Origin of the sequence: Haloferula sp. A504, assembly GCF_044385805.1 — a bacterium.
Taxonomy (GTDB): Bacteria; Verrucomicrobiota; Verrucomicrobiia; order Verrucomicrobiales; family Akkermansiaceae; genus Haloferula.
Map to the genome: position 1 here is coordinate 36,477 of NZ_JBISBU010000044.1, position 10,383 is coordinate 46,859.

The window sequence follows — 10,383 nt, forward strand, 5'->3', positions numbered from 1 at the left end:
GGGGTGGAGTGTCGGTGCCGGGCAGACGAGATAATTATTCGTCTTTTAGCGAAATAAGCAAATCATTTTTTCGCCGACCGAAATCGCTCAAGCCGAGCAGCTTACTCGATTGTCCCTGACCGCCCGAAAGCCTCCGTCGGCAATTCATATTTGACAAAAACGCCAAGCTTGGTCATTTCGCCAAGTAATGAGTGTGCTGAACACCGACCGCCGCGTCGCCGTCATCAAGGCCCTTGCCCATCCGGCGCGGCTCCGGATCGCCGAGGCCCTCGCCTCGGGCGAACGCTGCGTGACCGAACTGCAGGCGCTGGTCGGCGGCGACCTTTCCACCGTCTCCAAGCACCTCACCCTGATGCGCGAGGCCGGCTGGGTCGCCTGCGAGAAGCACGGCCAGCACGTCCACTACCGCCTCGCCTGCGACTGCCTCGCCACATTCCTCCACTGCATCGATTCCCTCGCGGGCGACGATTCCAACTGCTGCTGAACCATGACCGTTTCCGAATTCCTCCACCTCCTCCGGGATCATCCCGATCACCGCATCGTCTTCCGCCTCTCGGACGGGTCCGAGGTGCCGCCGCACTTCCACGTCACCGAAGTCGGCCATGCGGCCAAGTCCTTCATCGACTGCGGCGGCAAGCGTCACACCACCGAGTCGTGCCTCCTGCAGCTCTGGATCGCCGACGACACCGATCACCGCCTGCTCGCGTCGAAGTTGCTCTCGATCTTCGACCGCGCCGACGGCCTGCTGCCATCGACCGCGCTTCCGGTGGAAATCGAACACGAGGCCCCGGTGCTGACGCAGCTTCCGATCACCCGCTGCGACGTGACCGACGCAGAACTGCACTTCCACACCGAGTTCAAACACACCGACTGCCTCGCCAAGGACATCTGCCTGCCAGACTTCTCACTGCCCGCCCTCCCCGGCCAGCAAGCCTGCAATCCCGCCAGCGGCTGCTGTTGAACCCAATCCGCAATCCCAAATCCGAAATCTGAGATGATCTTGGTTCTCTGCACTGGAAACTCCTGCCGCTCGCACATGGCCGAGGGCATCCTGCAAAAGGCGCTCGGACCCGGTTTCGAGGTCGCCTCGGCCGGCTCCAACCCCGCCGGCTACGTCCACCCGCTCGCCATCAAGGCGCTCGGCGAAATCGGCATCGACATCTCCAGCCACAGCTCCAAGCACCTCGACACCTTCCTCGACCGGGATGTGGAGACCGTGATCACGGTCTGTGGCAATGCCGACCAGGCCTGCCCGACCTTTCCCGGACAGGCCAACCGTCACCACTATCCCTTTGACGATCCGGCCCACGCCGAGGGCGACGAAGAGCAACAAATGGCCGTCTTCCGCCGCGTGCGCGATGAAATCCTGGCGGTCTTCACCGCCTACGCCGACGGCCGACTCGACCAGCGCTGACTCCCATGTCGGAACACGTCGCCTCCCGCATGTCCTTTCTCGACCGTTACCTGACGGTCTGGATCTTCGCCGCCATGGCCATCGGCATTCTCGTCGGCCGTTTCCTCATCAGCGACCCCGAGGCCTTCTTCGCGCCCTTCACGGTCGGCACCACCAACATCCCGCTGGCGATCGGCCTGATCGTCATGATGTATCCGCCGCTGGCCAAGGTGCGCTACGGCGAGTTGCCGCGCGTTTTTGCCAACCCGCGCATCCTCGGCCTGTCGCTGGTCCAGAACTGGATCATCGGTCCGGTGCTGATGTGGGTGCTGGCGATCCTCCTCCTGCGCGACCAACCGGACTACATGGTCGGGCTCATCCTCGTCGGTCTTGCCCGCTGCATCGCCATGGTGCTGGTGTGGAACGATCTCGCGAAAGGTTCATCCGAATACGCGGCCGGGCTGGTGGCCCTCAACAGCATCGCCCAGATCCTCTTCTACGGCGCCTACGCGTGGCTGTTCATCACCGTGCTGCCGCCCCTGGTCGGGCTCGAAGGAGTGGTAGTCGAGATCGCCATGAGCGACATCTTCACCTCGGTGATGATCTACCTCGGCATCCCGTTCTTCGCCGGCATGCTCAGCCGCTTCTGGCTGACCCGCTGGAAGGGCGTTGAATGGTATGAAGAGAAATTCATTCCCCGCATCTCGCCGCTGACCCTGATCGCCCTGCTGTTCACCATCGTGGTGATGTTCACCTACAAGGGCGACGCCATCGTCGAGCTTCCCCTCGACGTCCTGCGCATCGCCATCCCGCTGGTGATCTACTTCGCGGTCATGTTCCTGGTGAGCTTCGCCATGGCCGCCAAAATGGGTGCCGACTACCCGCGCACCGCCAGCGTCGCCTTCACCTCGGCGGGCAACAACTTCGAGTTGGCCATCGCCGTGGCCATCGCGGTCTTCGGCATCGACTCCGGCATCGCCTTCGCCGCCGTCGTCGGCCCCCTGATCGAGGTCCCGGCCCTAATCGCGCTGGTCCACGTGTCCTTCGCGTTGAAACGACGTTTCCATGGCGGGGCCTGAAAGTCCTCAAACCCCCTCCTCCACTAACGCCAGCACCCGCTCGAAGGGCAGGTGCTCGAGCAGGGCAAAGGCGTCGTGGCGCGTCAGCCGCGCGCGACCGGCGGCCGGGCTGCGGATGCCGCACAGGAAGCGCGCAAGCTGCCGCGGTGAGCTGAGCGCGGCGTGCTTCTCGTCCCGCAGCGATTGGATCATCGTCAGATCGTCGTCGCTCGGATCGGGAAACTCGCGGCGAGGGAGGGGTTCGGGCACCCGCCCCCGGCAACGATCACAGTGTCCGCACTCGCCGATCTCCTCGCCGAAGTGCGTGGTGACGAAATTCGTCAGGCAGCCATCGCCCTGCGCCAGCGCCACCACCTGGCCGAGCCGGTCCAGATCGGCCTGCTCGCGCTGACGGAACCTCTCGTCGAGACGGCGGGCGATCTCCTTCAAATCCACGGCTTCATCCAGAAGCCTATACCCCTGACGAACACCCCCCTTCTTGAGGGCGACATCGCCCGCCTCCTCGAGGTGAACCAGCGCCGCGATGATCCGCTCGCGGGTCTCGCCGGTTTCCATCGCCACCCGGTCGACTTCAAAGGTCAGCCAGCTGCGACCCTCCTTCGCCGCCGCGAAGATTTTCCTGAGGAAGGACTTGCGACGGGAATCGTAACCAGCGAGGACCCGTTCGAAATCGCGGATCAGGCGCACCGAGTAACTGGCGTAGAAGGGCCGCGTCGCCTCGATCACCCCCTCCAACTCGAGGTAGGTCAGAAGAGTCGTCACCACCAGCGGGCGGATGTCGTTGACGGTCGAAAGTTCGTACACCGAGACATCGAACTCCCGCCCGAGCCGCAGCACGTGATCGACCAGGTTCCGCACCGCCCGCGGCGTCGGCGTGTCGCCGTAGATGAAATTCTCCAGCGTCACCAGGTCATCACCGCAGGCCAGCATCTCGCAGACCGACTCCTTGCCGTCGCGTCCGGCCCGGCCGGTTTCCTGCGAGTAGTTCTCCAGCGACTTCGGCAGGTTGTAGTGGAAGACCGCCCGGATGTCCGCCTTGTCGATGCCCATGCCGAAGGCGATCGTCGCGACAATGATCCGGATTTCCCCGGCCATGAAACGTTCCTGAGCCCCGGCCCGGAACTCGGCCGGCATTCCCGCGTGGTAGGCCTGGGCCGCCAGTCCCTTCCGCTTGAGAAAGGTCGCCACCGACTCCGCCGTGTGCTGGAGCGTCACGTAGACGACCACCGGACCCTCAATGCCGCCGATCCTTTCCAGCAACAACTCGTTGCGTTCGGCAGCCGCCACCGGCGAGACGCGGAGGTCGAGGTTGCTGCGATGGAAGGAAAGCTGGATGTGATCGTTTTCGGCGATCCCGAACTCGCGACAGACATCGGCCGCCACCGACGGCGTCGCGGTCGCGGTGAGGCACAGCACCCGCGGCACCTTCAGGTCGCGGCAGAGCTTCGCCAACTTCAGGTAGTCGGGCCGGAAGTTGTGCCCCCATTCCGAGATGCAGTGGGCCTCGTCGATCGCCACCATGCCGATCTGCATCCGTGCGAGGCGCTGGCGGAATCCTTCGTTCGCCAGCCGCTCCGGGGCGACGTAGAGCAGCTTCACGGAGCCCTCCCGCAGGCCGTCCATCACCGCCGCGTATTCCTCCTGGCTCAGCGACGAGTCCAGCCGCGCCGCGCCGATCCCCCGGGCCCGCAACGCATCGACCTGATCCTTCATCAGCGCGATCAGGGGGGAAACCACCAGGGTGACGCCGTCGATCATCAGGGCCGGGAGCTGGTAGCAGAGCGACTTGCCACCCCCGGTCGGGAAGACGGCGAGCATCGAGCGACCGGCGAGCAGGCCATCGACCACCTCCCTCTGGCCCTCGCGGAAACCCGCATGCCCGAATTTTTCCTTCAGCAGCCCCTCAGGCATGGGCAGAGGCTGGACGAGTCGGCGAAGGGCGGCAAGGACACTACCAGAAGAACACCACCGGAGGCACGACCACCTTCACCGATCCCGGCCCGTTGTCCTCGCTCTGTTCGATGGCCGTCACCACCTCGTCCTCGAACTCGATCAGGATCTTCCCCCGCTCCTCCTGCGTCACATGGGAAAGCTGCCGGAAGGTCCGCCCGGTGATCGGATCGCGGATGTAGGTGTAATGAGGCACTTCCTCGTAATCGATGAACTCCCACGACCCGCTGCGGCCCTTCTCGGTTTGACGCACCTTGGTCTTGGTCGGGTTCCCGAGGGCTTGAGCCACCTCGTCGATGGTCATCCCGATCGCCGCGCGGTTCTCCTCGATCAGCTTGGCCACCTCGAGCTGCCGCTCGTAGAGTTTTTTCAGGTTTTCGACAAAGTTCGGATCCTTCGAGGCGAACGCCCAGGGGGCGACCCAGCCCTTCACCGGATTGCCCCCGGTCCGCGCGGTCACCCGGTAGGCCCGCTCCGTCATGGCTTCCAGCACGACCTTCTGGTCCTTGGTGACCATGCCGAGACGCCTCTTGCCTTCCTTGTCCGAGAAAATCGGCGCTTCCTTGATGATCCGGAGCTCGATCGGCTTCTCAAGATGCTGGTCGAGATAGACCACATCGGGATCCGAATCGAGCAACGAGCGTCGCGAGTCGGCGAGCGCCAACAGCGGCAGGGCGAACAGGATGAGCAGCGGCTTGGTCATGGGGATGATGGGCGGCGTCCCGCCCGGTTTAGAGACGTGCCGCGCGCCCGCGGCATTCACTCCTTTTCCTTCGTGCCGAAGGCGGCCTCGAACTCGTGCAGGAGGTCGTGGAGCTTGTCGACATTGGCCGGGTCGGTCGACTGCTTGCACTTCATGGCCGTGACGATCACCGAATGGCAAAGTTTCAGCTTCTCGACGTAGGACGGGTCGTCGGACTTGAGACGCTGCGCCAGGAAGTAGTTGAGGACGGTTTCCTGAAGCGACTGGGCGTGCGATTCCTTGTTGTTGATCCAGCGGGTCAACTGGTGGGCGTTCGCCGCCGGATCCTTGGAAAGCTCGACGATCTGCTTGGAGGCCTTCTCGATGGTCACCCAATCGGTGTGCATCGCCTCGATCACGTTGTTGTCATTATAAATGCCGCAGGGCACCTGGCAATGGGCCGCGACCGGGCTGAGCTGGGCGAAGATGGCGAGGGCCGAGGAAATGAAGAGTGCTTTTCTCATGATGGGTCCACCCTAACCGGGATCGGCGGGGCTGCAAGTGTTGAGCTGCGGGTCTTGGCGAATCCCGATCGGGCGTGCATGGTCACCGCATGTCCGCAGGCCCCCTTTCCCAGAAGCTCTTCGCGACCGCCAAATCCATGATCCCCGGCGGGGTGAATTCTCCCGTCCGCGCCTTCCGCAATGTCGGCGGCGAGCCGTTCTTCGTCCGCCGTGCCAAGGGCAGCCGGATCGATGACATCGACGGCAAGACCTACATCGACTACATCGGCTCGTGGGGACCGAACATCCTCGGCCACGCGCCGACGGTGGTCACCAACACCATTCACGAGGTCGCCAAGGACGGCATTTCCTTCGGCATCCCGAATCCCTTCGAGGTCGAGATGGCCCGCACCGTCACCGACTGGGTGCCGTCTGTGGAGAAGGTCCGCATGTGCAACTCGGGCACCGAGGCGACGATGTCGGCGATCCGCCTCGCCCGCGGCTTCACCAAGCGGGACCTGATCGTGAAGTTCGACGGCTGCTATCATGGCCACAGCGACTCGCTGTTGGTGGCGGCCGGATCCGGCGCACTGACCCATGGCGAGCCCGATTCCGCCGGAGTACCCGCCGATTTTGCCAGGAACACGATCGTCCTCCCCTACAACAAGCCCGAGGCCCTTGAGGCGATCTTCGCCGAAAAGGGTGAACAGATCGCCGCCATCATCGTCGAGTCCTACCCCGCCAATGCCGGATTTGTCCTGCCGAAACCGGGCTACCTCGACCTGCTCGCCAGCGTCACCAGAAAACATGGAGCGCTGCTGATCTTCGACGAGGTGATGACCGGCTTCCGCCTCGGCAAGGCCGGGGTGCAGGGCCTGGAGGGCATCACGCCCGACCTCTCGTGCTTCGGCAAGGTCATCGGCGGCGGTCTGCCGGTCGGCGCCTTCGGCGGACGTGCGGAGGTCATGGACATGCTCGCCCCGGATGGTCCGGTCTATCAGGCCGGCACCCTTTCCGGCAACCCGCTGGCCATGGCCGCCGGCCTCGCCCAGCTCAAGGCCCTGGCAGGACCGCCGATCTCCGAATCGGCATCCTCGCCCAACGGCTACGATCGCCTCGAACAACTCGGGTCCCATTTCGAGAGCGGCCTGCGCACCCTGCTCTCCGAAATGGGTGTACCGCATCGCCTCAACCGCGTCGGCTCGATGTTCTGCCTGTTTTTCACCGACCGCGAGATCATCAACGTCGACGACGTGATGAAGCAGGACATGGAGTTCTTCCGGAAGTTCTTCTGGGGCTGCCTCGACAAGGGCATCTACCTCGCACCCAGCCCCTACGAGACCGGCTTCCTCTCGCTGGCCCACACCGAGGCGGACCTCGACGACACGCTGACGGTCTTCGGCGAGGTACTTGGCACCATCTAAGCCGCTTGCGCGATCCCCGGGCCGTCCGACGGTCGCGCATGAACCCGACTTTCGAAAACGCCTACCACGGCTCGCTGGTGGCCGATGCACTGGCGATGCCGGCCCACTGGTACTACGACCGGGAGGCGCTGCGCCGCGACTACGGAGAACTCCCGGCCTACGCGGCACCGCGGAACCCGCACCCGGACTCCATCCTCTGGCGCTCGCGCTACGAACCGCTGAACGACCAGGCCGACATCCTCCACGACCAAGCCCAATATTGGGGCCGGCGCGGCGTCCACTACCACCAGTTCCTCCAGGCCGGCGAGAACACGGTGAACTTCAAGCTCGCCGCCGAACTGGTCCGCTGGTGGCGCCAGCGAGGCGGCTACAACCCCGATGCCTGGCTCGAGCGCTACATCGAGGTCATGCGCACACCCGGTTGGCATGGCGACACCTACGTCGAGGAATACCATCGCGGGTTCTTCGAGCGACTCGCCCAGGGCAAGCCGCCCCGCAAGTGCTCGATCCGCGACGAACACATCGGCGGGCTCGCGCTGGTCCCCGCTCTCAATCTTGTGCTTTCCGGCGAGGATCTCGAGACCCGCCGCCGCACCATCAAGGAGCACGTCGGCCTGACCCATGCCCACGCCAACGTCCTGCGCGCGGCAGACACCCTCGTACGCCTGCTCGACCGCGTTGCCGGTGGCACGCCCCTGCGCGACGCGATCCGCGACGAAGCCGGCGACTGGCTTTCCACCACCAAGGCGGCCAAGTGGGCGACCCAGCCCGATGACCACGTGGTCGGCCAGCGCTTCAGCCCGGCCTGCTACATCGACCAGTCCATGCCGGCCTCGCTCTTCCTCGCCTGGAAATACCACGATGATTTCGAGGGCGGCATCCGGGCCAATGCCCTCGTCGGCGGCGACAACTGCCACCGCGGCGCCGTCGTCGGCTCACTGCTCGCCGCCGCCAACGGCATCCCCGGACCGTGGCTCGACGGACTCGTCGCGTTGCGGCCCGCCCCGGTGGAGTTATGAATCGGCCCGAACCCACGCGCGAGGCCGCTCTCCGGCGACTTACGGCCTTCGTCCCCGATGCGGGAAAATACGCCGGCCGCCGCAACTTCGACTTCGGTCCCGACGATCGGTCGAACGTGTCCACCCTTTCGCCCTACCTGCGCACGCGTCTCGTCACCGAGAAAGAGGTCTGCCTTGCCGTCCTCGAGCGTTTCGCCCGCAGCACCGTCGACAAGTTTCTCCAGGAGGTCGCGTGGCGGACCTATTGGAAGGGCTGGCTCGAGATGCGACCTGAAGTCTGGAGCCGCTACCGCTTGGATCTCGAGCAGCGGGAGCATTCGCCGGAACACGAACGCGCGATCCGGGGAGAGACCGGCATCGAGTGCTTCGACTTCTGGGTCCGGGAGCTCATCGAAACCGGCTATCTCCACAACCACGCCCGCATGTGGTTCGCCGGCATCTGGATCTTCACCCTGCGCCTGCCGTGGCAAATGGGCGCGGACTTCTTCCTGCGGCACCTGCTCGACGGCGATCCGGCGTCCAACACCCTGTCGTGGCGCTGGGTCGCCGGACTTCACACCACGGGAAAACACTACCTCGCCCGCGCCTCGAACATCAAAAGATTCACCGGGGGACGATTTGATCCCGCGGGCCAGCTCGACGAATCCGCTCCCGCGCTGCCGCCCGACGGCGAGTTCGAGCGCCGGGACCTCGATTTTCCGGAGAACCCGCGACCCGGGGCTCGCCTCGGCCAGCTTCTCATCCCGGACGATCTCACTCCGATCGGCATGCCGCAGGTCGAAAGCACCGCCGGTTGGTTTCCCGAGGATTCCCGTGTCCTCGGTGATCCTTCGGAAAAGGTCGTCGATTTCCATCGCGGCGCCCTCGACGACGCCCTTTCCCGCACCGGAGGCCCGCGCCTCAGGGGCAGGCTCTCCGAGTCCGTGCGCGACTGGGCCACGCGCGAGAAGCTGGACGCCATCATCATGACCCGCCCCACCGTCGGACCATGGCGTGACCTCTTCGCCGGATTCGACCCGGGCGTCCCCGTCCACCATTTCGTCTCCGATTGGGACCGCCAGCTGTGGCCTCACGCCACGGCCGGATTCTTCAGGCTCAAGAAGCGGTTGCCGAAGTTCTTTGACGCACTCGTGTCCGGGCAGCGCTCCTTGTTCTGATGCGTTTCCTGATCTTCGCCATTCTCACCCTCCCCTCCCTGGCCGGAACCGGGGAGAGAATCGTCACGGCCGCCCGCAGCCAGATCGGCGTGACCACCCGCTACGACCCGGCCTACGCCGCGATGAAATATCCCGGCGGCGACGTGGAAATGGACCGCGGCGTCTGTACCGATGTGGTGATCCGCGCGCTGCGCGAGGCGCTGGATGCCGACCTCCAGAGGCTCGTCCACGAGGACATGCGGGCGAACTTTTCGAAGTATCCGAAGAACTGGGGCCTCAGCCGCACCGACCGCAACATCGACCATCGCCGCGTGCCGAACCTGAAAACCTTCTTCAAGCGGCGGGGAATGACCCTGCCGGTCAGCAAGAAGGCCGGGGACTACCGCCCCGGCGACCTCGTCACCTGCACCGTGCCGCCCCACCTGCCCCACATCATGATCGTCAGCAACCAGAAGGCCGGCGACGGCACCCCGTTGGTCATCCACAACATCGGCCGCGGCACCCGCGAGGAGAACCGGCTTTTCGAGTTCAAGCTCACCGGGCATTATCGCTGGAAGGATTGAATTCATGTTCATCGGCACCCACACGCTGCTCCCCGTCGTCACCGCCCTCTGCATCGACGGCGCGCGCCTGGCATCCGGCCGCGGCGAAGGGTTTCCCGCCTGGTCGATCGCGACCATCGGCTTCTTTGGAGCCCTGCCCGACCTCTGCACGCCCCACCTTTCGCTGGAAGCGCGTTACAGCAGTTGGTCGCACACGCTGGCATTCACCATCGCGCTGCTGCCGATGGCGGCACTCGTCTCCACCCTCTTTCCCAAGGGCAACCGCCTGCGGGTCGCGCTGGCCTGCTGGCTGGGCGGCGTGCTCCACCTCGCCTGCGACGCCCTCAGCGGCGGCATCGCATGGCTGCAGCCGTGGAGTGACTCGATCCTCGGGACCTACTACATCCACCCGAACTACTGGCCGGTCTCGGATGCGGTGTTCGTCCTCATGACCTGGTTCCTGCTGATGCTCCGTCGCCACCTGCGCCAGCGGGCCGTGGAATTCCGTACTACTCCGGCCTGAAGAACTCACAGAATCGGCCCCGTACGGACCGCGAGCTTGAGAGGCTGTCGGGAAACGCGGAGCTTTTTGGATGAGGCCTTGGCGGGTAGTTTTTGGCATGGCGCAATACAT

The 10,383-nt window shown here is 64.8% G+C and carries 12 protein-coding genes; 9 read left to right on the forward strand and 3 right to left on the reverse strand.

Features of this window, described 5'->3' with window-relative positions; all coding sequences use genetic code 11:
* Nucleotides 1–187: 187 nt before the first annotated feature.
* From ACG2LG_RS17545 to arsB, 4 genes are read left to right on the forward strand one after another with little or no spacing between them, the layout of a single operon-like run.
* Complete coding sequence (locus ACG2LG_RS17545; protein WP_396261166.1) at nucleotides 188–484, forward strand: ArsR/SmtB family transcription factor; 297 nt, start codon at nucleotides 188–190, stop codon at nucleotides 482–484.
* Nucleotides 485–487: 3 nt separating this feature from the next.
* Nucleotides 488–961, forward strand: coding sequence for a DUF6428 family protein (locus tag ACG2LG_RS17550; RefSeq protein WP_396261168.1), 474 nt, complete (start codon nucleotides 488–490; stop codon nucleotides 959–961).
* 33 nt (nucleotides 962–994) lie between these two features.
* Nucleotides 995–1,414 (forward strand): arsenate reductase ArsC, encoded by a 420-nt coding sequence (locus tag ACG2LG_RS17555; protein ID WP_396261170.1) that lies wholly within the window; start codon nucleotides 995–997, stop codon nucleotides 1,412–1,414.
* A 5-nt stretch (nucleotides 1,415–1,419) separates the two neighbouring features.
* Complete coding sequence (gene arsB, locus ACG2LG_RS17560) at nucleotides 1,420–2,472, forward strand: ACR3 family arsenite efflux transporter (protein ID WP_396261171.1); 1,053 nt, start codon at nucleotides 1,420–1,422, stop codon at nucleotides 2,470–2,472.
* Between the two features lie 6 nt (nucleotides 2,473–2,478).
* Here arsB and ACG2LG_RS17565 read toward each other — a convergent pair whose 3' ends face one another.
* The 3 genes from ACG2LG_RS17565 to ACG2LG_RS17575 are packed head-to-tail and all read right to left on the reverse strand — an operon-like array spanning nucleotide 2,479 to nucleotide 5,628.
* Nucleotides 2,479–4,383, reverse strand: coding sequence for an ATP-dependent DNA helicase RecQ (locus ACG2LG_RS17565; RefSeq protein ID WP_396261173.1), 1,905 nt, complete (start codon nucleotides 4,381–4,383; stop codon nucleotides 2,479–2,481).
* Nucleotides 4,384–4,423: 40 nt separating this feature from the next.
* Complete coding sequence (locus ACG2LG_RS17570; protein WP_396261175.1) at nucleotides 4,424–5,125, reverse strand: hypothetical protein; 702 nt, start codon at nucleotides 5,123–5,125, stop codon at nucleotides 4,424–4,426.
* A 56-nt stretch (nucleotides 5,126–5,181) separates the two neighbouring features.
* Nucleotides 5,182–5,628: a superoxide dismutase [Ni] gene (locus tag ACG2LG_RS17575; RefSeq protein WP_396261176.1), complete on the reverse strand. Its 447-nt coding sequence runs from the start codon at nucleotides 5,626–5,628 to the stop codon at nucleotides 5,182–5,184.
* 89 nt (nucleotides 5,629–5,717) lie between these two features.
* Between ACG2LG_RS17575 and hemL the strand changes: the two genes are divergently transcribed.
* The 5 genes from hemL to ACG2LG_RS17600 are packed head-to-tail and all read left to right on the forward strand — an operon-like array spanning nucleotide 5,718 to nucleotide 10,272.
* The gene (gene hemL, locus ACG2LG_RS17580) at nucleotides 5,718–7,031 is read left to right on the forward strand and encodes a glutamate-1-semialdehyde 2,1-aminomutase (RefSeq protein ID WP_396261177.1); all 1,314 of its coding nucleotides are present in this window, start codon (nucleotides 5,718–5,720) and stop codon (nucleotides 7,029–7,031) included.
* Between the two features lie 38 nt (nucleotides 7,032–7,069).
* A complete protein-coding gene (locus ACG2LG_RS17585) occupies nucleotides 7,070–8,050 on the forward strand; it encodes an ADP-ribosylglycohydrolase family protein (RefSeq protein WP_396261179.1) in 981 nt (326 codons plus the stop codon).
* On the forward strand, nucleotides 8,047–9,207 hold the full coding sequence (locus tag ACG2LG_RS17590; RefSeq protein WP_396261180.1) for an FAD-binding domain-containing protein: 1,161 nt from the start codon (nucleotides 8,047–8,049) through the stop codon (nucleotides 9,205–9,207). Before ACG2LG_RS17585 ends, ACG2LG_RS17590 begins: the two co-directional genes overlap by 4 nt.
* A complete protein-coding gene (locus tag ACG2LG_RS17595) occupies nucleotides 9,207–9,770 on the forward strand; it encodes a DUF1287 domain-containing protein (protein WP_396261182.1) in 564 nt (187 codons plus the stop codon). Before ACG2LG_RS17590 ends, ACG2LG_RS17595 begins: the two co-directional genes overlap by 1 nt.
* A gap of 4 nt (nucleotides 9,771–9,774) precedes the next feature.
* Entirely contained in the window at nucleotides 9,775–10,272 is a 498-nt protein-coding gene (locus tag ACG2LG_RS17600) for a metal-dependent hydrolase (protein ID WP_396261184.1), read from the forward strand.
* Nucleotides 10,273–10,383 lie beyond the last annotated feature (111 nt).

Coding starts and splice junctions, on each gene's coding strand:
- ACG2LG_RS17545 (WP_396261166.1), top strand. CDS start 188: ATGAGTGTGCTGAACACCGACCGCCGCGTCGCCGTCATCAAGGCCCTT.
- ACG2LG_RS17550 (WP_396261168.1), top strand. CDS start 488: ATGACCGTTTCCGAATTCCTCCACCTCCTCCGGGATCATCCCGATCAC.
- ACG2LG_RS17555 (WP_396261170.1), top strand. CDS start 995: ATGATCTTGGTTCTCTGCACTGGAAACTCCTGCCGCTCGCACATGGCC.
- arsB (WP_396261171.1), top strand. CDS start 1,420: ATGTCGGAACACGTCGCCTCCCGCATGTCCTTTCTCGACCGTTACCTG.
- ACG2LG_RS17565 (WP_396261173.1), bottom strand. CDS start 4,383: ATGCCTGAGGGGCTGCTGAAGGAAAAATTCGGGCATGCGGGTTTCCGC.
- ACG2LG_RS17570 (WP_396261175.1), bottom strand. CDS start 5,125: ATGACCAAGCCGCTGCTCATCCTGTTCGCCCTGCCGCTGTTGGCGCTC.
- ACG2LG_RS17575 (WP_396261176.1), bottom strand. CDS start 5,628: ATGAGAAAAGCACTCTTCATTTCCTCGGCCCTCGCCATCTTCGCCCAG.
- hemL (WP_396261177.1), top strand. CDS start 5,718: ATGTCCGCAGGCCCCCTTTCCCAGAAGCTCTTCGCGACCGCCAAATCC.
- ACG2LG_RS17585 (WP_396261179.1), top strand. CDS start 7,070: ATGAACCCGACTTTCGAAAACGCCTACCACGGCTCGCTGGTGGCCGAT.
- ACG2LG_RS17590 (WP_396261180.1), top strand. CDS start 8,047: ATGAATCGGCCCGAACCCACGCGCGAGGCCGCTCTCCGGCGACTTACG.
- ACG2LG_RS17595 (WP_396261182.1), top strand. CDS start 9,207: ATGCGTTTCCTGATCTTCGCCATTCTCACCCTCCCCTCCCTGGCCGGA.
- ACG2LG_RS17600 (WP_396261184.1), top strand. CDS start 9,775: ATGTTCATCGGCACCCACACGCTGCTCCCCGTCGTCACCGCCCTCTGC.